We start from the raw sequence: 20,826 nt of genomic DNA on the forward strand, positions 1-20,826 counted from the left end.
AAGAGAACAGCAAGAAATGCGGAAAGAGCAGCAGGAGATCCGAAGAGAACAGCAAGAAATGCGGAAAGAGCAGCAGGAGATCCGAAGAGAACAGCAAGAAATGCGAAAAGAACAGGAAGAATTCCGACGGATCCAGCAAGCTCTCCTTGAAGGCCAAAAGCGGTTAGAAGAAGAACAAGCCCATATCAAAGCCGGCCAAAAAGAGCTGTATGATCTGATGTCTGCTCTTCTTCACCGCCAGGATGAAACCGACGCTGCACTCGACGCCCTCGCGATGGACGTGCATAAACTTCACGGCGAAGTCTCTTCCATCCACCAAAGACTCGACGCCTTAGAGAAAAAAGTCGATTCCCATGCCCAATCATTCACCGAACAGCTGAACAACATCAAGCTTGACATCACCTTCCTCTCGAACAAAGTCATCGAACACGAACGGGAAATCTACAAAATTAAGAATGTCATTTTATGACGATAAAGCAGGCGGGCCGCCTAAGCCCGCCTGTCCGTTATCTAAGCTCTTGTTCAACTTATTTAACCATTTCCCCCGTCCGCCAGTTCAAACAGCCCGATTTTTCCTCCTTTTTTCGCATGTGTAAACGATCCCTCCACATAGCCGAACAATTCGCTTTCCAGCAAAGCGTCAGGAATGGCCGCACAGTTTACAGGAACGAATGGGCGGTCAGCCCGCGGGCTTTCCTGATGAATCGCCTGGGCGAACAGCTCCTTGCCGGTTCCGCTTTCCCCCATAATGAACACTGGCAAGTCCGACTCTGCTGCCCGTTTCGCGATACGGATCATTTCTTTGAGTCGGCCGTTATGCTTGTTGTTATTTTGTATGTGCCTGTGCCGCTCTTTACGACGACAAAAACGCAAAAATCTCCTTCACGGAAAAATGCACCTCGGGAAACATGGTCGATGCAGCCGCTCCGTTGGCTGCATCGTACACGTCTTCTAGCTGAAACGTCCCCGATTGCCAAACATATTTTTCCATCACCTGGTGCTGATAATCGACAAGCCAGTACTCGCGGACTCCTGCTTTCTCATAATAATGACGCTTAAGCAGCCGGTCGTTGCGGGCCGTGCTTGGCGACAACACTTCCACCACCAGGTCGGGGGCGCCGTAACACCGACCTTGGCGCAGTTTCGTTCGATCGCAAATAATGGATAGGTCGGGCAGCACCGTTACATTTTTCGTTCCTTTTTGTTCATCTTCAAACAAAAGAACGACTTGGAGATTGCTGCCGAACACAAGGCAAGGACTTCCTTTTAACGCCATGCGAAACTCGGCAATCAAATTGGCGACCACCCCTTCATGCTCATAAGGAGCTGGGGACATCAACACAATCGTTCCTTCGTACAGCTCCATCCGCTCGTCTCCAGCTAAAGAAAAGAACTCGCCGAGCGTATACCGGCGTTGCTCGCCTGATTGGCTCATGCCGCTCTCCCTCCCGCACATGCTATTTCCTCTATATGTAAGCAAACCGTTTGCTCGCCGACAATCGCCTTTGCCAATTCCCTCACGCTAAAAAAGCGCCCTGCCCAAACGGCAGCGCACTTTCCTCAACTTCTTATCCTTTTACAAACACCGTTTTAATCGCCGTGAAAAACTCGATGGCCGCCCGTCCTTGTTCCCGCGAGTGGGAGCTGGACTGCTTCATCCCGCCAAACGGCGCTTGCAGTTCGACGCCGGCGCTTTCTTCATTAATCCGGACGAGTCCGGCCTCGATGTCTTGGATGAACGCGAGCATCTTGCCGATATTTTGCGTGAAAATCGAGGCGCTAAGGCCAAACGGTGTGTCATTGGCTAAGGCTAACGCTTCTTCAAACGTGTCCACTTTAATTAAGGCGAGCACCGGCCCGAAAATTTCCTCGCGAGCGATCGTCATGTTCGGGGATACGTTCTCAAACACCGTCGGCTCTATATAAAACCCGTTTCCGAGCTCTCCATCGACCAAGCGGCGGCCGCCGCAAAGCAATGTCGCCCCTTCTTCGATCCCTTTTTCGATATAAGAAAGAATCGTCTCCAACTGCTTCCGGCTGGCGCACGGGCCCATCCAGACGCCTTCTTTCAGTCCGTCGCCAATTTTCAACTGTTTAATCTTCGCTAATAATTGTTCTTTAAACGATTCATAGATGGAACTCTGAACGAAGACACGGCTTGTCGCCGTACATTTTTGCCCCGTCGAACGCAGTCCTCCGCTAATCGTCGCTTCGACGGCGCGATCAAGGTCAGCGTCCTCGAGCACGATCACCGGATTCTTTCCGCCCATTTCCAGCTGGTATTTCGCCCCTCGGGCCACCGCTTTTTGGGCGATCGTTTTGCCGACTTCATTGGAGCCGGTGAAGGTGATGCCGTGAATATGGGGGTGTTCGGCGATCGCATTGCCGATGACCGATCCTTTGCCCGTCACCAAATTCACAACCCCGGCCGGCAGCCCCGCTTGATCAAAGCACTCCACGATTTTCGCGGCGGTGACAGCTGTTTCTTGCGCCGGCTTAAACACAACGGTGTTTCCATAGACGATGGCGGGTGCGATTTTCCAAATCGGAATCGCGACTGGAAAGTTCCACGGCGTGATGACCCCAACCACGCCAAGAGGCACGCGCGTGGTAAACATCAACGCTTCGCCGTCCATGGATGGAATGACCTCGCCGATGGACCGCATCCCCTCCCCAGCATAGTAGCGCAAAATATTGACTCCCCGCTGCACTTCCCCTTTTGCTTCCGGGAGCGTTTTTCCCATTTCTCTTGTCATCGTTTCGGCGATCTCGTCAAGCCGTTTCTCAAGAACGTCAGCCGCGCGGAACAAATACTCTCCGCGTTTCGGGCCGGACAGCTTCCGCCATGCCGCCTGCGCCCTTCGCGCCGCCTCAACCGCAACGTTCACATCCTCGACTCCGGACTCTTGAACGTAGCCGACGATATCATCGATGTTGGCTGGGTTAAGGCTGGCTTCGATTTTTCCAGTGGAGGAATGAATCCATTCGCCATTGATGTAATTCAAGTATGTTTGTTTTTCTGTTCCCATCTTCATAATATCTTCTCCCCCTTTCCATTCACGTGATCGCTGCATACGATCTTGGAAAAAATGTTTGCCCCTGGTCATGATCTGAAAAATACAAGTTCATAACACTACTATAATATAGTTGAAATATTTTGTGAATTATATAAGTTGCAACTTTTTTACATAGCATTGTTCGCTCTTTTTGTCACCGTGCCAGCTTTTCAAGTGATAAAGATAGGACATGGAGATCGGAAATCCTTTATTACAACCTAATATAGATTGAATGCGGCTACAATGAACAAAACACCGAAGCCATTGCATGAAAGCAACAAAAAACCAACCTCCCCTAAACAAGGAGAGGCTGGTTTCCATTTCACCCTGACCACTTTAATCATGGAAATTCGTCCCATCCGTCACTTCTTTGACGATGCCGGCGCGGATGACGAAGTCGCCGAAGTGTTCACCGTCAAGCCGCTCTTTCGCATAGCGGGATAGGAGCATGCGCAGTTCGCGCAAAATTTCCTCCTCGCCGATGTTTTCGCGGTACAGTTTGCCTAAGCGCGTGCCGTTGAACGCGGCTCCAAGGTACATGTTGTATTTGCCGACCGCTTTGCCGACGAAGGCGATTTCCGCGAGCACGTGGCGGGCGCAGCCGTTCGGACAGCCCGTCATGCGGATCGTGATTTCTTCGTCGCGCAAACCGTTTTCATCGATAATTTCCTCGATTTTATCGAGCAGTTTCGGCAAGTACCGCTCCGCTTCCGCCATCGCCAAACCGCACGTCGGCAAGGCGACACAGGCGAGCGCGTTGCGGCGCAAGGCGGTGTACCGGCGGCCGTCGGTCAAGCCGTATTTGGCGATGAGCGCCTCGATTTCCGGCTTTTTCTCGCTCGTGACATTGGCGATGATCAAGTTTTGGTTTGGCGTCAACCGGAAATCGCCGGTATGGACTTTCGCGATTTCGCGCAGGCCGGTCATCAGCTTGTAATCGTCGTAGTCTTTGACGCGGCCGCCTTCGACAAAGAGCGTGAAATGCCATGTCCCATTGACGCCTTCGACCCAGCCGTAGCGGTCGCCGCTATGCTCGAAATGGTACGGGCGCGCTTCGCCGAGCCTCCAGCCGAGGCGGCGCTCAATTTCTTCTTTCACCGCTTCCAGCCCAAGCCGATCGATCGTGTATTTGAAGCGGGCGTGTTTGCGCGATGAGCGGTTGCCGTAGTCGCGCTGAACGGTCATAATTTTCTCCGCCACTTCCACGACTTGATCCGGCTTGCAGAAGCCGATCACTTTCGCCAGTTGCGGATACGTCGTTTTGTCCCCATGGGTCATCCCCATGCCGCCGCCGATGGCGACATTAAACCCGGCGAGCTTGCCGTCCTCGACAATGGCGATGAACCCAATGTCTTGCGAGAACACATCCACGTCGTTGGACGGCGGAACGGCGATGCCGATTTTAAACTTCCGCGGCAAATACGTCGGACCGTAAATCGGTTCTTCTTCACCGTCGACCGGCGGCGTGCCGGCGACTTTTTCATCATCAAGCCAAATTTCGTAATACGCCCTCGTCCGCGGCAGCAAATGGTCGCTGATCAGCTTCGCCCATTCATACACTTCCGCATGCACTTCCGACTGGTACGGGTTCGGGTTGCACATGACGTTTCGGTTGACGTCGCCACAGGCGGCGAGTGTCGTCATCAAGGCGCCATTGATGGCTTGCATCGTTTTTTTCACGTTCCATTTCAAGACGCCGTGCAGTTGGAACGCCTGGCGCGTCGTTAATTTTAACGTGCCGTTCGCGTATTTGCGGGCAAGTTCATCCATGACAAGCCACTGTTCGGGCGTCGCCACCCCGCCCGGCGTGCGCACGCGGATCATAAATTGATAGGCCGGTTCAAGCTTTTGTTTTTGCCGTTCGGTGCGCACGTCGCGGTCGTCTTGCAAGTAGCTGCCGTGAAACTTCATCAGCCGGTTGTCATCATCTGGGATGCCCGCGCTGAGCGGGTCTTCCATCGTTTCGGCAAGCGTGCCGCGCAAGTAACGGCTTTCCTGTTTAATGCGCTCGACATCGCTTGGCGGTCCGTCCGGCGCTTTTAACACGACTTTCGCCATTTCCGATTCCACTCCTTCTTTAGAGATTAATAGACGTCGCGTTGGTACCGTTTTTGCTTTTGCATTTCCGTCAAATACGCTTCCGCCTGTTCGCGGCTCATGCCGCCCTCTTTTTCGATAATCTCGATCAACGTCTGATGAACGTCGCGCGCCATGTGTTGCTTGTCGCCGCAAACGTAGACGACAGCACCTTCCTCAAGCCAACCGAACAGCTCTTTGCTTCGTTCAATCATCCGGTGCTGCACATACACTTTCTTCTCCGTATCGCGAGAGAAGGCGACATCCATTTTGGTCAGCACACCGCTTTTCAACCATGCGAGCCATTCGGTTTGATACAGGAAGTCGGTCATAAAGTGTTGGTCCCCGAAAAAGAGCCACGATTTTCCTTTCGCCCCGATGGCCTCGCGCTCTTGCATAAAGGCGCGGAAAAGCGCGCCGAAAAGNTCATTGCGTGTAAAAAAGGGGCCGAAAAAAAGTTCGGGTTCGGCTGCACAAAGACCGGCAACGTATCGCCGATTTGGACGCGTTCGGCGCAGAACGTCGAGCACACCCCTTTGCGCAGGCGGCCGTGCGACTCATAACGGACCGCACCGATCGTCAAGTGCACTTCATCTGGATAGGCCGCTAAGCTGCTCGCGATCGAGTACAGGCGCGGCGGCATTTTCCGCAAGATGGAGATGAGTTGCTGCGGAGTGGCGTCCCATGGGCCGAAATCGCGGAGCGCATCCAACAAATCACGGCCTTTGGCGTATTCTTTCAATTTGGCTTCATTGCCGGGCGCCACAAGCGCTTGGAGCTCACTGTTTTTTGACAGCGTCGCCAGCTTTTGCAACAGCGCTTTCGTCAGCACCGTAATTTCAAAATGTGAGGTGAGCGCTTCACGCAGCGACCGCACTTCCCCATCTTTGTCGATCGTCACCGTTTCTTCCGGGTTCCATTTCATTTCTTGGATGATGAGGTCGACAAGCTCGGGATCATTTTTCGGGAAAATGCCAAGCGCATCGCCCGGTTCGTACTTCAACCCCGATCCCTCGAGCGACAATTCCAAATGGCGCGTTTCCTTGTTCGATCCGCGGCCGTTTAAGTTGATGTTTTCAAGCACCTCGGCCGGGAACGGGTTTTTCCGCGAATAGACGACAGCTGGTTCCATTTTTGGCGCCGCGGCCGCAACGGACAAAAGCGGCGTGGCCCCAACATGGGCATTCGCTTCTTTGCTTAACTCGCCAAGCACGCCATCAAGCCATTTCGCCGCCGCTTCTTCATAGTCGACATCGCAATCGAAGCGCGGATAAAACCGTGTTCCGCCCAGCTCCTCAAGACGTTTGTCGAAATCTTTCCCCGTCTGGCAAAAATGCTCGTACGACGTATCGCCGAGCGCCAAGACAGAGAAACGAAGATGGTTGAGCTTTGGCGCCCGTTTGCTGTGGAGAAATTCGTAAAACGATACCGCATTGTCCGGCGGATCGCCTTCCCCATGCGTGCTCACGACGATGAGCAGCGTCTCGACTTTCTTCAATTCATTCGGCTTAAAGTCAAGCATGGACGACACTTTCGCCTCGAATCCGCGCTCCTTAAGCGCCTTGCCGGCTTTTTCAGCCAACTTTTGCGCATTGCCGGTTTGCGAGCCGTACAATACCGTCACTTCTTTCGAAACCGGTTTGCTGCTTCCAGCAAACAGCGCCGGCGCTTCGGCATCCAAAACGGCGACCGCCGCCTCGGCAGCAGCCAAATACCCGCTCAGCCAAAGCTTTTGCGACGGCGTCAACGTCGGCAACAAACGATTCAAAAGCTCAATCTGCTCCTGGGTAAACGGACTGTTGGTTACTTGCAGCTGCAACGGTGTCCACCTCACAATATAAAATAAAATGGAACGATTGGCGCCGTTTCGGTCTCAACGACAGGACGAACGCCAAATTCCATTATTCCTATAAGCCAAGTATACTTTAATGAGGGTATCATATTTACACTTTACCGCAAAACAAAACATTAGTAAAATAAATATAAATTATTAAAACTATTAACATCACTAATAATGATCCGCAACAAAACAGTCAGGCTGCATGCGAGGGGTTGGCCAATGTATTACGACGAGTTGAAGACGTTCATTACGTTAGCAGAAGTGAAAAATTTCACAAAGACGGCGGAAATTCTCCATTTATCCCAGCCAAGTGTCAGCTTGCACATTAAAAATTTAGAGAAGGAGTTCCAGACGAAACTGTTCATCCGCTCCCCGAAGCGGCTGCGCATGACGCCGACGGGCGAGCTGTTGTACGACCGCGCCAAACAAATGGTGGCGCTCTATGAACAAACAAAGCAAGACATTTTGGAGCACCATCATTCGGTGAAAGGCAAATTGACCATCGGCGCCAGCTTTACGATTGGGGAGTATATTTTGCCGCCGCTTTTGCCCGATTTCCAAAAACGTTACCCAGAGTTGGAGCTTGAGGTCATGATCGGCAACACAAAAGAAATTGTCGAACTCGTCAAATCATATCAAGTCGACATCGGCTTGATCGAAGGGCAAACGAACGAAAAAGAACTGTCCGTTCATCCGTTCATGCAGGACGAGCTTGTCATCGTCGCCTCCAACCGCCACGAACTGGCGCAAAAAGAGGAGGTCACGATCGCCGAGCTGCAAAACGAAGCATGGGTGGCGCGCGAAGTCGGGTCGGGAACAAGGGAATATTTCAACCATTTCATCCGCTCGAACGGGCTGAAAGTCAAATCGCTCATGATCATCAGCAGCAACCAAGGCATTAAAGAAACGTTGATCAACGGCAACGCCCTGTCCTTGCTGTCGCGCAGCGTCGTCGCCCGCGACATCGAGCACGGCCACCTGTCCATCGTTCGCCTGAACCATCCACCGTTTTACCGAATGTTTTCCTACATCTATGCACCGATTATGGAAAACAAACAAAACGTGCGCATTTTCCTTGAAGCCTTGCAAACCAATTGGACTGGCGTCAGCCAATAACAGAAGGGCGTGGTCATGGATGACCCGCCCTCACACTTCCATCTCCCCATGGCGGATGTGCGGCATTTCAATTTGAATCGTCGCATGGCGAATGTGAAAGCGCGTTTCGACCAAATCAATCGCCCGCTGCAAAACCGCCTGCCCATCGCAACCTTCCTCAATGAGCAAATGGCAGCTTAACGAATCAAGCCCCGAGGTGATCGTCCAAATATGCAAATCGTGCACATCGATCACGCCATCAATGCCGGAGAGCGCCGCTTTTACTTCCCCATGGTCAATCGCCGCCGGCGTTCCTTCCATTAAAATATGCACCGTCTGTTTCACCACGGCCAACGCCCCTTTTAAAATCAGCACCGACACCGCAATGGAAATGAGCGGATCAGCCGCGTACCAATCGAACAGCCAGATGACAAGCCCCGCCGCGATCGCCCCGACCGAGCCTAACGCATCGCCAAGCACATGAAGATAGGCGCTGCGGACATTGACGTTCTCTTTGACATCCCCTTTGCGCATTAACACCCAAGCGCTTGCCAAATTAGCCAGCAACCCTATGACAGCAATGGCCATCATCGGCCCGCTCGCGACAGCAGGTGGATTCACAAACCTCGCGACCGCTTCCCAAATAATCCAAGCGGCAATCCCCACCAACGCAACCCCGTTTACGAGCGCCGCTAAAATCTCGAACCGGTAAAATCCATATGTCCTCTTCGGCGACGCAGGCCTCGCCGCAAACCACACCGCCAACAGACTTAACAAAAGCGAAGCAGCATCGCTCAGCATATGCCCCGAATCCGAAAGAAGAGCAAGGCTGTTCGTCACAAGCCCGCCGACAAACTCCAGAACCATAATCCCAACGGTAATGACAAGAGCGGCCGCCAACCCTTTTTGGCTCCCCTCTCTGCCCAAGCCATGATGATGCCCGTGATGGTGGCCGCAATGGCCGTGTTCATGATGATGCATCGTTCTTCTCTCCCTTTTATGGATGTTGAGCGTGATCAATCGCCTGCCTCAGCAGCGAAATGACATGATCGTCATCGCACGAATACACCAGTGATTTCCCTTCACGGCGATATTTGACAAGCCGCAGCGCCCGAAGCAGCGCCAGTTGATGGGAAACGGCCGACTGCGACATGCCGAGCACTTCCGCAATATGGCCGACATGGCATTCTTCCTGCGACAACAAATACAACATCTTCATCCGCGTCGGATCCGCCAACGCTTTAAAGATTTTCGACACTTCCTCCACGACGCTTTCATCTAAAAACAAATGATCTTCTGCCTTCATCATCGTTCCCTCTCATTTTAACATATGAGCATTTGTTCATATATGTGAATCATAACCCTCTTTTTTTCCTCTGTCAATCCTCTTTCAAGCTGCCCAGCTCCATGAACATCCGTCATGCACGAGCAAAGAAAAAAGCAAAGGGCGGAGCACCCTCTGCTTTTGTTCTTACGATCTCACCCGCGCCGATGCAACAGCTGCTTCGCCTAAATGTTCACGGCGTCCTCGGAGGCGGTTTAGCCACCCCTATTCCGCAATGGCAGTGAATGGACTGAGAAGAAACAATACATTTTTTGTCATAACTAAAAAAATGAGTTGATCAACCTCGGCCGACAGATGAACATCAAGCTGTATGCGAAAGACACAAAGAAAAGGCTCATCGAGTCGATCCTCTAGCATTACAGCTTTATCCAGCTGCACGCCCAAATGGCTAACCGGAAACACTCTGCAGAAATGGATATGTTCATTAGTCATCGTACTGATTAGAGGCCCCCACGCCGTCGACCGCGGGGGCTGCTTGCATCCGCCCGTTCAACGATCACAGATACCGAGCGTTGATTTGTTCTTTCTGGTTTTGTTCAAACTCCTTGATCATCGAACGGGCGACGACCATGCGGTGAACTTCGTCCGGGCCGTCATAAATCCGCGCTGTTCTCGCTTCGCGGTAAAATCCTTCAAGCGGTGTGTCTCCGCTCACGCCAAGGGCGCCGTGCACTTGAATCGCTCGGTCAATCGCACGGTGCAACACGTTAGCTCCGAAAAACTTGATGATGGAAATTTCTTTTTTCGCTTCTTGCCCGTTGTCCATCAGCCACGCCGCCTTCAGCGTCATTAGACGAAATGCTTCGATTTCCGCGACCGAATCGGCGATGAAATTCTGGATCGTTTGGTGGTCCGCCAGCCGTTTTCCGCGCGTTTCTCGTTTCAAAGAGTAGGCAATCATCAAGTCTAGACTTCTTTGGGCGATGCCGACCCAGCGCATCGCGTGGGTAATGCGCCCAGTTCCAAGCCGCAGCTGCGCCAGTTCCAGCCCCGCCCCGCGCGGACCCAACAAATTTTCCTTCGGCACGCGGCAGTTCGTATACCGGACTTCACAATGACCGCCTGCAAAATGGTCGCCGATCACCGGAATTTCCCGAACGATTTCAAATCCTGGATTATCATGTTCAACAATCAGCAAACTGAACTGCCGGTGAGGCGGTGCGTCGGGGTCCGTCTTGACCAAGACGATCGAAAAGCTTGAACCAACCGCCCCCGTGGTAAACCATTTATGCGCGTTGATGACCCATTCGTCCCTATCAAGCACTGCAGTGGATCGAAGTTGCTTTGGATCCGACCCGGACACTTCCGGCTCGGTCATGGCAAAGCAGGAGCGAATGTCCCCGTTGACGAGAGGGTACAAATATTTCCGCTTTTGTTCCTCCGTTCCGGCATGCCATAATATCTCGGCGTTTCCCGCATCCGGGGCCATGCACCCAAATACGTAAGGGCCAGCTGGACTCCGCCCTGTGATTTCGGACAGCAACGCCAACGAGACAAAACCAAGCCCCGCTCCCCCGGCCTCTTTCGGCATATGGGCGGCCCACAGCCCCATCTCTTTCACCTTTTGCTGAAGCGGCTTCAATATTTCTTCCGGCAGTCCCCGATGCGGGACGAAGTGCCGCTCATTCGGATACACATATTCCTCCATAAACGCACCGGCTTTTTCAATCATGTTCTGCTGTTCCGCTGATGGCCGAAAGCTGTACATTACACACTCACTCCTCTCCCTCTTTCCCCCGTTTTTGCATGCATGTTCTGTGCCAGCCAAGACGAGCTTCACGCACTTTTAGGACATGCAAAATCGATGAAAAAATTCATCAGAACAGTTATAATATTGTAAAGATTGTAACAATTGAATTCTAGTAAAGAGGAGGGATCATTATTACAGAACTGGCGCAACTGCAAGCCCGCATTCGCGAACTGGAGGCCCTAGTTCATGAACTGAAAGGAAAACTGGCCTTGTACGAAAACGTAATCAACGCGAGCTATGATCCGATCTTCATCGCCGACAAACGCGGCTACGGAATCAAAATGAACGAAGCGTACACCCGGGTGACCGGCATTACCGAGGATCAGTTGATCGGTCGACATCTAAAAGATGTTGTCAAAGACGGCATTATATCCGAATCCGTTTCCCTGAAAGTACTGCAGGAAAAACGCCGCGTGACGATCATCCAACATGTCAATGGGAAAGATTTGTTGGTAACCGGGAATCCGATTTTTGACGAAAACGGCGATGTATCCTATGTGGTGACGAACTTGCGCGACATATCAGCGCTAAAACATTTGGAGCAGGAATTGATGAAGACAAAGGCGCTGGCCGATCGATATTTGCAACAAATCAAAGTATATCAGCACCGCGAGGACACAATCCGCCATGAAGGGGTGATCGCCAACAGCCCAAACATGCTGCGGGTCATCCATTTAGCCCAAAAAATCGCCCCATTCAACTCGACTGTGCTGCTGCTTGGGGAATCGGGCGTCGGGAAAGAAGTCATCGCCAACTTAATTCAAAAATGGAGCCCCCGCTCCGATAAACCGTTCATTAAAGTGAACTGTGCCGCCATTCCGAAAGAGTTGATTGAATCAGAACTGTTTGGCTATGAAAAAGGCGCGTTCACTGGGGCAGACAGCCGGGGCCGTCCAGGCTTGTTCGAGCAAGCGCACACTGGGACGATCTTTCTCGACGAAATCGGAGAAATGCCGCTTTCGCTCCAAGGAAAACTGCTTCGTGTGCTGCAGGAGTTCGAAGTGACACGAATCGGCGGGCGGAGGACGATCAAAATTGACGTGCGTGTCATCTCTGCGACCAATCAAGATTTGGAGTCTCTCGTCAAGCAGGGGAAGTTTCGCGAAGACTTGTACTATCGTCTGAACATTATCCCGATTCACATTCCGCCGCTGCGGGAACGCCAAGAAGACATTCCTTTGCTCGCCCATTATTTTTTAGAGCGAGTTAATCAAAAATATCGCCTCCATAAACAATTCACCGATGATGCACTGCTAGCCATGAAGTCGTATGCATGGCCAGGGAATGTCCGGGAAATGCAGAACTTAATCGAACGGCTCGTCATTACAACGGAAACCGATCACATCACAGCTCTACACTTGCCTTTTTCCCATTCCACATCATTGGAGATGAAACAAGCGTCAAAAACACTGAAAGACATGGTCCGCAATCTGGAACGAGAACTGATTTTGAAAGCGATTTCCGAATACAAGACGACACGAAAAGCAGCCCAAGTGCTCGGCATCAGCCAGTCCGCCTTGGTGAAAAAGATGCAGCGGCTCGGCATTTGACAACGTTGATTCGTTTTTTCATCACTGATTCCGTCTGGAATCGTCCGACAGGACCGGTATGAACCAAAAATAGAACAATTTTGTGAACATTCCTGTATTCTTTGTGATTGGCATGCAAGTTGCAAATATATGGGTGGAGACCGAAATTCTCGACCATGGAGAGAGGTGTTGTGGATGGATATAAGCCGCCTTCCGTCCTTCCGTCTTGACGGCAAAGTTGCCCTTGTCACCGGCGGCAGCAAAGGCATTGGTTTCGCCATGGCGTGCGCCTTGGCCGCCCATGGAGCCCACGTTGTCATTGCCAGCCGAAATATGGCCGACTTGCAAAAAGCAGCAGCGGAAATCACCGGTCAAGGGTTCTCCTGCTCCTGGGTTCAAGCCGATGTCACCGACAAAGAAAATGTTCAGCGTATGGTTGACTGCGTCATCGGGCAGCACGGCCGCCTTGACATTTTAGTAAACAACGCCGGCATGAATATTCGCAAGCCACTCATTGACATCGAGGAGGACGACTGGGACCGGGTGTTAAACACGAACTTAAAAGGCATTTTCCTTGTCGGCCAGGCCGCCGCCAAACAAATGATCAAACAGCAATATGGGAAAATCATCAACATCTCATCCATTTTCGGCGGGGTCGGAATGCCGTTTCAAACGAGCTACGCCGCCAGCAAAGGCGGCATCAACCAATTGACAAAAGTATGGGCGAACGAGCTTGCCCCTTACAACATCAATGTGAACGCCATCGCCCCTGCCTACATCCGAACGCCGATGACCAGCGCTTGGCTTCAAGATGAAGAACGGTACCGAAATATCGTCAACAGCACAATGCTCAACCGCGTTGGCGAGCCGGAAGATGTCGCCGGACCGGTCGTCTTTCTCGCCTCCGACGCCGCCAATTACATCACCGGGCACATTTTGTACGTCGACGGCGGCTGGACAGCGAAATAATTTGCAGGGAGGGATTCGATGATTGTAGAAGGACGTTTATATGGACGGACTGTCAAGCTGTTTGCTGAACGGCCGGCAAACGTTTACGAGATGCTCGCCCGCTCGGCCGCCACATTTCCCGACGGCGAAGCGCTCGTAAAAGGGGAAACACGGCTTTGTTATGCCGAACTGAAGCAGCTCGTCGACCGAGCAGCCAGCCGCCTCGTGGAACAAAACGTGCGCAAGGGCGATCGCGTTGCGCTGCTGCTCGGCAACGACATCGAATTTGTGCTCACCGCATTGGCTTGCGCCAAAATCGGGGCCATTTTCGTGCCACTGAACACGAGGTTGACCGCCAACGATTTGATTTACATGATGACCGATGCCGGTGCGAAAATGCTGATTACGAACCGGGAATTCGTGCGCCCGCTTGAAGACTGGCTGGCCCGCGACCCATTGATCCAATATTGCTACTTGACTGATGGACATGATCCTGAGAAGCGCCTGTATTCCTTCCATGAAGAGCTGCTCCAGCGCACAGCCGGCGAAACGCAGCTTGATACGCCGCCAGAGGAAACCGATCCGCTTTACATTATGTACACGTCCGGAACGACCGGGTTGCCGAAAGGGGCGGTCGGCAGCCATATTAACGCCATTCACAGCTGCCTCAGCTACCAATTTGTCTTGCAAACCGACCATACAACACGCACGCTCGTCGCCGTTCCACTCTTTCACGTGACCGGGTTGATCGGGCAATTGTTGCATATGCTGCTTGTCGGCGGAACAGTTGTCCTGATGGAGCGCTACCAAACAGAGACTGCCATCCGGCTCATCCAGCAAGAGAACATCAACTTTTTGTTTAATGTACCGACGATGTACATTATGATGATGTCGCATTCGTTGTTTCATACTTTCTCCTACGATTTCGTGCGCATCGTCGCCTACGGCGGAGCCCCGATGTCAAAAGAAACGATCGGCGGGCTGCGGCGCTGCTTCCCGAACGCTTTCTTACACAACGCCTACGGGGCGACAGAAACCACTTCGCCAACCACGATCATGCCCAAACAGTATCCGGACGATAAAACCGACTCCGTCGGCGTGCCCGTGCCCGTTGCCGATATCAAAGTCGTCACTGAAACCGGCGAGACGGCCAAGCCAGGAGAAGCTGGTGAGCTGTACATTAAAGGGCCGATGGTCATCCAACAATATTGGAACCGCCCGGAAGCAAACATCGCTTCATTCACCGAAGACGGCTACTGGAAATCAGGCGATATTGCCCGTATAGACGAAGATGGCTTTGTATACATCCTCGACCGAAAAAAAGACGTGATCAACCGCGGAGGAGAGAAAATTTACTCCGTTGAAGTCGAAAACGTGCTATACGCCCATCCGAAAGTGCTCGAAGCTGCAGTGGTCGGGGTAAAAGATCCTGTATTCGGCGAAGAGGTAAAAGCGTACGTCGTCGCCAAACCGGGAAACACGCTGACCGCCGAGGAGCTCATCGCTTTCGCCCGCCAGCGCCTTCCGAAATTTAAAACGCCCAAACAGGTTGAGTTGATCGACCAGCTCCCGCGCAATCCAGGGGGGAAAGTTTTAAAGAACAAGCTGGTGGAAATGTCGTTGGCGGACCAACAAAAATGAAGAAACAGGCAGTGTGAAAGGCATTGTTTTGAAAGCGTTACCAAATTTGCTGTTGAATTTGTTTCATCTTGTTGCTCCGTCCCTTATAAACGTTTTCGCCGTAAAGAGCGGAACGAATTATACATTTGTGAAGGAGGCTGACGCCGTATGGAAGCAAAAGCACAGACGAATGTCGGGATCGAAAGGCAGGACAACAATTGGATGGCCAAACTGGCACTCTTTTTCGCAAAAATCGCCGAACGCTGGCTCCCCGATTCGTTCGTCTTCGCCGTTGTTCTGACGTTTGTGACATTTTTAGGCGGAATATTGATCAACGGAAAAAGCCCGGCCGACATGATCACCTATTGGGGTGAAGGCTTATGGGCGCTGCTCGCCTTCACCGCCCAAGTCATTACCACCTTTGTCATGAGCTATGCTTTGGCATTGACAAAGCCTGTTTCCCGGCTCCTCGAAAAAATTGCCGGCAAATGTCACTCGCCCAATTCTGCCATTTTGCTTGTCACGTTTACATCGCTTGCTGCTTCATTCATCAGTTGGGCGTTCGGCCTCGTCGTCGCCGGCATTATCGCCAAGCTCGTGGCAAGGAAAGTGCGGGATGTTGACTATCGCGTGCTTGTTGCAGCTGGATACTCCGGATTTGTCATTTGGCAAGGCGGCTTGTCATCCTCTGCCGCTTTATTCGTCGCCACCAAAGGGCATGTGTTTGAGAAACAGATTGGCATTATCCCAACATCGGAAACTATTTTCTCAGCGGTCAATATGGCCATTATTCTCGTCGTCTTTTTCACGTTGCCTTTTATCATGAAGATCATCCACCCTGCCAGAAAAGAAGATCGTTTTCTTATCGATCCAGCCTTATTGGAAGATTCGATTGAAGAGCCGCAAGAACAAGCCAACTTCATCAACGACAAAATTGAAAAAAGCCGTTTAATCACGCTGGCTGCCGGCATTCTTGGGCTCGTGTACTTGATCATGCATTTTTCAAAAAACGGCTTTTCTCTTGATTTAAACACCGTCAACCTTATGTTTTTAACATTCGCTTTGTTGCTGTTTGGAAATGTGCGCGAACTCGGGGTAGGCCTTGTCAAATCGTCTAACAGCGTCAGCCAAATTATTTTGCAATACCCGTTTTATGCTGGAATCATGGGCATGATGTCGTCGTCCGGACTAGCGCAATGGCTTTCTGATTTCTTTACCAAGTTTTCGACAGCTGAAACGTTGCCGCTATTCACCTTTTGGTCAGCCGGATTCTTGAACTTGTTCATCCCATCGGGCGGCGGCCAGTGGGTCGTACAAGCGCCGATCGCTCTTCCCGCCGCCTTGGAAATGGGAATCGATCCAGCCAAAATGGTCATGGCCGTCGCTTGGGGCGAGTGGAGCAACATGATCCAGCCGTTTTGGGCTATCCCGCTTCTCGCCATCGCTGGCCTGCGCATCCGTGACATCATGGGCTTTACGACAATCACTTTCATCTATGTCGGCATTATCGCTTCTATCTTTCTGTATTTACTTTGATTAACAACAGCCCGCAGCCAACTTATTGAGCCGGCTGCGGGCAGCGTTTTTTTATCCTTAGCAAACATGAGCACCCCCTAGCAGACGCCGCCCTCAAACCTCGCGCAGGGGACCAGAGGAAATCGCCAACATCGCCCTGTTTTTAGCTTCCGATGACGCCAGTTTTCTAAACGGCGCTGTGATCGTCGCCGATGCCGGATGGACGGCGTATTGACGCGCCGCCCCCTTCCGCTTTTCCGGTTAGGGGAGAGAGGCACCTTTTGAAGACGAAATCGAAAAGAAAAAGCCGCCCCAACACGTTTCGTTCCCCGTCGAGACCGGCTTTTTTCCTTTTGTCAGCCGCGAACCATTTGGTACACATGCATTACCAAAGCAACGACCGCCGCCACTCCAACAAACGACACCAAATACAAAATCGGCGACCCCGTGTGGCCAAACACCACTTCATTTTGCAGCATGGCCGCTTTCTCCCAAGCATTCTCCACATCGGGCTTGTAAAGCTTCGTTTTCCAATACCCTATGCCGATGGTTGATGCCAAATACACGACATGAACGATGATCGAAATGACGAAAGCGTGAATAACGGTTTTCATGAACATCCCCTTCTCACCTGTCGGAAATATGGACGGTCCTCCATTGGAGGCGTCGGCGCAAATGTCCATCCATTGCATCCGCATTCCGATACGATCTTCTATCATTTTATCATACAAGTTGCGCAAAACCATCCCCTGCATATTTCCGAATCGTTCCTTTTGATCAAACGTTCAATCCCCCAAAAGAGGGGATATTCACAGACGCTTGATTGAAGTAAGCTTAACTGTAGCATCGCTTTTCTCCATCCCATCAAGCACATGATGGGTGTGAAACGCCAATAACAAATGAATGAACATTCATTCTGTTGTGGTATAATGGTAACAACATCCTCACACCAATAAGGAGGCCCGTTCGCCATGCTGATCGAGAAAGTGATCAAAAAACGGTTTGAAACGGAAGTGGTTCAAAACGTGCATATCGCCAAAGGAACGGCGACGTTTCAAGGCGTCCGCCTCACCGTCCGCTGCTTTGTCATCGATGGGGTGCTGATTGACACCGGCGCCAAATCAATGGAGCACGAATTCACCTCGTTTTTTCAACACCAAGACATCGATCAAGTCGTCATCACCCACTATCACGAAGACCATACCGGCTGCGCGGCATTTTTGCAGCGAAAGATGGGCCTGCCCATCTACATGCACGAACTGATGATCCATTATTGCCAGCAAAAGGCGGACTATCCGCTATACCGAAAAGTGTTTTGGGGCAAGCGCGATCCATTCACCGCCAAGCCGATCGGCACGACGTTTTCCTCGCGAAGCGCAACGTGGGACGTCATCCCGACGCCAGGTCATTCCATCGATCATGTGGCGTTTTTGAACCGCGAAACGGGGCAATTGTTCAGCGGCGACTTGTACTGTCAGGAGAAAACGAAAGTCATCTTGCGCGAGGAAAACATCCCGGCGATCATCGCCTCCTTGCAACGCACGTTGACATACGATTTCGGCGACGTCTTCTGCGCCCATGCCGGCTATCTCCCAAACGGGCGCGAGGCCTTGCAGCGAAAACTCGATTACTTGCTTGAACTTCAAGGCAACATCATCGATTTATACGAAAAAGGCATGCCGCCGAAACAAATTCAAGAAACGCTTTTCCCGAAAAAATATCCGATCGTCTTTTTTTCGGCGAAGGAGTGGGACTCCCTTCACATTGTCCGGTCGGTCATTCAAGAATATCAAGCGAAACGGGCAAGCTGAAGCGGACGCTTCCCGGAAATGGCCATAGACCATTAGGGCAAGCCCATATTCCGTTTTCTTCCATTTCAAATGAAAAATTACTATCTTCGCCAGCAACGGGACAAATTAAGAAAAAACGAAAGGATGGGTCCCGTCGATGAACGAAACACCGCGCGTCAAGCTGCACGGGTTCAACAACTTGACGAAATCGCTCAGCTTCAATATGTACGATATTTGCTATACGAAAACGGCGAAGGAGCGGGAAGCGTATATCGAATACATTGACGACGTGTACAATGCCGAACGGCTGACGAATATTTTAAAACGTGTCGCCGACATGATCGGCGCCCATGTGTTAAACATCGCCAAACAAGATTACGTTCCGCAGGGCGCGAGCGTGGCGATGCTCGTTTCCGAGGGGCCGGTCGTCGAGGTGCCCGAAGATGACGGCCCTTTGCCGGAGGCGGTGGTGCTTTCCCTTGACAAAAGCCATATCACCGTCCATACATACCCAGAATACCACCCGAATGACGGAATCAGCACGTTCCGCGCCGATATTGATGTCGTCACATGCGGGGAAATTTCGCCGCTCAAAGCGCTCGACTATTTGATTCATTCATTTGACGCCGACATTATGATCATCGACTACCGCGTGCGCGGATTTACGCGCGACATTCACGGATACAAGCTGTTTATCGACCATGACATTACGTCGATTCAAGATTATATCCCGGAGCACATTCGCGAAAAGTACGATATGATCGACGTAAACATTTACCAAGAGAATATTTTTCACACAAAATGCAAGTTGAAACAGTTTGACTTGGACAACTACTTGTTTGGCTATGCAAAAGAGGATTTGAGCGAACAAGAAGCGAATGAAACAACCGCCAAGCTGAGAAGGGAAATGGATGAGATCTTTTACGGAAAAAATATGCCGAACACCGTTTGACGCGGGCGCCTTTTTGACGCCTGCCGGCTTTCGGGCCGGCCCACACCGGTTCCCGATTGGCGCCGTCTATGGTATGCTAGTAGAAAAAAGGAAAAGGTGTTCATGAATGAAGTACATCATCGTCGGAGCCGGCATTTTAGGGGCCTCGACCGCTTACCATTTGGCCAAGGAAGGCGCAAACGTGATCATCATCGACCGCGGCGACAAAGGGCAGGCGACCGGTGCGGCGGCGGGGATTGTCTGCCCTTGGCTGTCGCAGCGCCGCAACCAAAAATGGTACCGATTGGCCAAAAACGGAGCGAAGTTTTACCCCTCCCTCATCGAAGAACTGCAAGCGCTCGGGGAAACGGACACCGGTTATGCGCGCGTCGGGGCGCTTTGCCTGCATACAGACGAACAGAAACTGGAACAAATGGAGGAGCGCGCTCGCAAACGGCGCGAAGACGCGCCGGAAATGGGAGAGATCGTGCGGCTTCATCCCCATGAGGCGAAGGAGCTGTTTCCGCCGCTTGGCGGTGAGCATCATGCCCTATATGTGAGCGGCGCCGCCCGAGTGAACGGCCGGGCGGTGCGGGACGCCCTCACAAACGCGGCCCAAAAGCTTGGCGCCGCCTACATCCGCGGAAACGCCCAGATCCTGTTTGAAGGCTCCCGCGTCATCGGCGTGGAAGTCAATGGAGCGAAATACACGGCCGAAGCGGTCATCGTCACAGCCGGCGCATGGGCTGGCGAACTGCTTGAGCCGCTGGGCGTTCGGTTTGCCGTCACTCCGCAAAAAGGACAAATCGTTCATCTCGAATGGTTGGCAGGCGAGACTGGCCGATGGCCGGTCGTCATGCCGCCGAACAATCAGTATATGCTCGCCTTCCCTAGAGGGCGAATCATCATCGGAACGACCCATGAAGATGAAGCGGGGATGGATGTCCGCGCCACCGCCGGCGGCATCCACGAAATACTGGACAAAGCGCTCGCCGTCGCGCCAGGGCTGTCGGCGTGCACCTACGTGGAAACACGGGTCGGGTTTCGCCCGCGCACGCCTGGGTTTCTCCCGATCTTCGGACCGCTTCCGGGCTTTTCTGGGGTGTATATCGCCAATGGGCTCGGCTCCTCAGGTCTCACCGTCGGCCCGTATTTAGGAAAGGAGTTGGCGAAACTCGTCATCGGCCTGCCGACGGAACTCGACCCAAGCGATTATGACGCAGCAAGCGCCGTCGCACCGATCGTTCAATGAGGGGGATCAGAAAAAGCAACAACGGAGCTTCCACGATATGGACAATAGCCAACGCAGCGACTGATATCCCTTTCTCACC

General features: G+C 52.2%; 15 protein-coding genes and 4 pseudogenes. 10 read left to right on the plus strand and 9 right to left on the minus strand.

Going from position 1 to position 20,826, the window contains the following annotated elements; genetic code table 11:
- Positions 1 to 469, plus strand: a pseudogene (locus T260_RS130010) (coiled-coil domain-containing protein); the annotation flags it as partial.
- A gap of 71 nt (positions 470 to 540) precedes the next feature.
- Here the strand turns inward: T260_RS130010 and T260_RS130005 are convergent.
- From T260_RS130005 to T260_RS01000000137955, 5 genes and pseudogenes are all read right to left on the minus strand, one after another.
- Positions 541 to 819, minus strand: a pseudogene (locus T260_RS130005) (sigma 54-interacting transcriptional regulator); the annotation flags it as partial.
- Between the two features lie 34 nt (positions 820 to 853).
- The gene (locus T260_RS130000; protein ID WP_023633967.1) at positions 854 to 1,435 is read right to left on the minus strand and encodes a Uma2 family endonuclease; all 582 of its coding nucleotides are present in this window, start codon (positions 1,433 to 1,435) and stop codon (positions 854 to 856) included.
- 133 nt (positions 1,436 to 1,568) lie between these two features.
- Positions 1,569 to 3,035 (minus strand): alpha-ketoglutaric semialdehyde dehydrogenase GucD, encoded by a 1,467-nt coding sequence (gene gucD, locus T260_RS129995; RefSeq protein WP_023633968.1) that lies wholly within the window; start codon positions 3,033 to 3,035, stop codon positions 1,569 to 1,571.
- A gap of 357 nt (positions 3,036 to 3,392) precedes the next feature.
- Entirely contained in the window at positions 3,393 to 5,114 is a 1,722-nt protein-coding gene (gene cysI, locus T260_RS129990) for an assimilatory sulfite reductase (NADPH) hemoprotein subunit (RefSeq protein WP_020278761.1), read from the minus strand.
- A gap of 26 nt (positions 5,115 to 5,140) precedes the next feature.
- Positions 5,141 to 6,951 (minus strand): annotated as a pseudogene (locus tag T260_RS01000000137955) (assimilatory sulfite reductase (NADPH) flavoprotein subunit).
- A 240-nt stretch (positions 6,952 to 7,191) separates the two neighbouring features.
- On the opposite strand from T260_RS01000000137955, the gene T260_RS129985 reads away from it, so the two are divergent.
- Positions 7,192 to 8,088 carry a LysR family transcriptional regulator gene (locus T260_RS129985; RefSeq protein ID WP_023633969.1) on the plus strand — a complete coding sequence of 299 codons (897 nt, stop codon included), beginning with the start codon at positions 7,192 to 7,194 and terminating at the stop codon, positions 8,086 to 8,088.
- Between the two features lie 30 nt (positions 8,089 to 8,118).
- On the opposite strand, the gene T260_RS129980 is transcribed toward T260_RS129985, so the two are convergent.
- The 3 genes from T260_RS129980 to T260_RS129965 all read right to left on the minus strand — a co-directional run bounded on the left by T260_RS129980 (position 8,119) and on the right by T260_RS129965 (position 11,120).
- The gene (locus tag T260_RS129980; protein WP_023633970.1) at positions 8,119 to 9,048 is read right to left on the minus strand and encodes a cation diffusion facilitator family transporter; all 930 of its coding nucleotides are present in this window, start codon (positions 9,046 to 9,048) and stop codon (positions 8,119 to 8,121) included.
- Between the two features lie 16 nt (positions 9,049 to 9,064).
- Positions 9,065 to 9,373, minus strand: a complete 309-nt coding sequence (locus tag T260_RS129975) for an ArsR/SmtB family transcription factor (protein ID WP_025951296.1) — start codon at positions 9,371 to 9,373, stop codon at positions 9,065 to 9,067.
- A gap of 535 nt (positions 9,374 to 9,908) precedes the next feature.
- Positions 9,909 to 11,120 carry an acyl-CoA dehydrogenase family protein gene (locus tag T260_RS129965; RefSeq protein WP_015374585.1) on the minus strand — a complete coding sequence of 404 codons (1,212 nt, stop codon included), beginning with the start codon at positions 11,118 to 11,120 and terminating at the stop codon, positions 9,909 to 9,911.
- A 251-nt stretch (positions 11,121 to 11,371) separates the two neighbouring features.
- On the opposite strand from T260_RS129965, the gene T260_RS129960 reads away from it, so the two are divergent.
- The 5 genes and pseudogenes from T260_RS129960 to T260_RS1000000138790 all read left to right on the plus strand — a co-directional run.
- The gene (locus T260_RS129960) at positions 11,372 to 12,712 is read left to right on the plus strand and encodes a sigma-54 interaction domain-containing protein (protein ID WP_015374584.1); all 1,341 of its coding nucleotides are present in this window, start codon (positions 11,372 to 11,374) and stop codon (positions 12,710 to 12,712) included.
- Between the two features lie 174 nt (positions 12,713 to 12,886).
- Entirely contained in the window at positions 12,887 to 13,660 is a 774-nt protein-coding gene (locus tag T260_RS129955) for an SDR family NAD(P)-dependent oxidoreductase (protein ID WP_023633972.1), read from the plus strand.
- Positions 13,661 to 13,678: 18 nt separating this feature from the next.
- The gene (locus T260_RS129950; RefSeq protein WP_023633973.1) at positions 13,679 to 15,280 is read left to right on the plus strand and encodes a class I adenylate-forming enzyme family protein; all 1,602 of its coding nucleotides are present in this window, start codon (positions 13,679 to 13,681) and stop codon (positions 15,278 to 15,280) included.
- 147 nt (positions 15,281 to 15,427) lie between these two features.
- Positions 15,428 to 16,795 carry a short-chain fatty acid transporter gene (locus T260_RS129945; RefSeq protein WP_023633974.1) on the plus strand — a complete coding sequence of 456 codons (1,368 nt, stop codon included), beginning with the start codon at positions 15,428 to 15,430 and terminating at the stop codon, positions 16,793 to 16,795.
- Between the two features lie 89 nt (positions 16,796 to 16,884).
- Positions 16,885 to 17,009: pseudogene (locus T260_RS1000000138790) on the plus strand (SDR family oxidoreductase); the annotation flags it as partial.
- 121 nt (positions 17,010 to 17,130) lie between these two features.
- Here T260_RS1000000138790 and T260_RS0120190 read toward each other — a convergent pair.
- Complete coding sequence (locus T260_RS0120190) at positions 17,131 to 17,388, minus strand: hypothetical protein (protein ID WP_015374580.1); 258 nt, start codon at positions 17,386 to 17,388, stop codon at positions 17,131 to 17,133.
- Between the two features lie 357 nt (positions 17,389 to 17,745).
- Here T260_RS0120190 and T260_RS129940 point away from each other — a divergent pair, with 357 nt between their 5' ends.
- From T260_RS129940 to T260_RS129930, 3 genes are all read left to right on the plus strand, one after another.
- Positions 17,746 to 18,585, plus strand: coding sequence for an MBL fold metallo-hydrolase (locus T260_RS129940; protein ID WP_023633976.1), 840 nt, complete (start codon positions 17,746 to 17,748; stop codon positions 18,583 to 18,585).
- 136 nt (positions 18,586 to 18,721) lie between these two features.
- Entirely contained in the window at positions 18,722 to 19,516 is a 795-nt protein-coding gene (gene speD, locus T260_RS129935) for an adenosylmethionine decarboxylase (RefSeq protein WP_011230896.1), read from the plus strand.
- A gap of 106 nt (positions 19,517 to 19,622) precedes the next feature.
- On the plus strand, positions 19,623 to 20,747 hold the full coding sequence (locus tag T260_RS129930) for an NAD(P)/FAD-dependent oxidoreductase (protein ID WP_011230895.1): 1,125 nt from the start codon (positions 19,623 to 19,625) through the stop codon (positions 20,745 to 20,747).
- Positions 20,748 to 20,826 lie beyond the last annotated feature (79 nt).

Source organism: Geobacillus thermopakistaniensis, from assembly GCF_000498995.1.
GTDB lineage: Bacteria > Bacillota > Bacilli > Bacillales > Anoxybacillaceae > Geobacillus > Geobacillus thermoleovorans.

Excerpts from the sequence above, each read along its gene's own strand:
- T260_RS130000 (WP_023633967.1), bottom strand. The coding sequence starts at position 1,435 with ATGAGCCAATCAGGCGAGCAACGCCGGTATACGCTCGGCGAGTTCTTT.
- gucD (WP_023633968.1), bottom strand. The coding sequence starts at position 3,035 with ATGAAGATGGGAACAGAAAAACAAACATACTTGAATTACATCAATGGC.
- cysI (WP_020278761.1), bottom strand. The coding sequence starts at position 5,114 with ATGGCGAAAGTCGTGTTAAAAGCGCCGGACGGACCGCCAAGCGATGTC.
- T260_RS129985 (WP_023633969.1), top strand. The coding sequence starts at position 7,192 with ATGTATTACGACGAGTTGAAGACGTTCATTACGTTAGCAGAAGTGAAA.
- T260_RS129980 (WP_023633970.1), bottom strand. The coding sequence starts at position 9,048 with ATGCATCATCATGAACACGGCCATTGCGGCCACCATCACGGGCATCAT.
- T260_RS129975 (WP_025951296.1), bottom strand. The coding sequence starts at position 9,373 with ATGAAGGCAGAAGATCATTTGTTTTTAGATGAAAGCGTCGTGGAGGAA.
- T260_RS129965 (WP_015374585.1), bottom strand. The coding sequence starts at position 11,120 with ATGTACAGCTTTCGGCCATCAGCGGAACAGCAGAACATGATTGAAAAA.
- T260_RS129955 (WP_023633972.1), top strand. The coding sequence starts at position 12,887 with ATGGATATAAGCCGCCTTCCGTCCTTCCGTCTTGACGGCAAAGTTGCC.
- T260_RS129950 (WP_023633973.1), top strand. The coding sequence starts at position 13,679 with ATGATTGTAGAAGGACGTTTATATGGACGGACTGTCAAGCTGTTTGCT.
- T260_RS129945 (WP_023633974.1), top strand. The coding sequence starts at position 15,428 with ATGGAAGCAAAAGCACAGACGAATGTCGGGATCGAAAGGCAGGACAAC.
- T260_RS0120190 (WP_015374580.1), bottom strand. The coding sequence starts at position 17,388 with ATGAAAACCGTTATTCACGCTTTCGTCATTTCGATCATCGTTCATGTC.
- T260_RS129940 (WP_023633976.1), top strand. The coding sequence starts at position 17,746 with ATGCTGATCGAGAAAGTGATCAAAAAACGGTTTGAAACGGAAGTGGTT.
- speD (WP_011230896.1), top strand. The coding sequence starts at position 18,722 with ATGAACGAAACACCGCGCGTCAAGCTGCACGGGTTCAACAACTTGACG.
- T260_RS129930 (WP_011230895.1), top strand. The coding sequence starts at position 19,623 with ATGAAGTACATCATCGTCGGAGCCGGCATTTTAGGGGCCTCGACCGCT.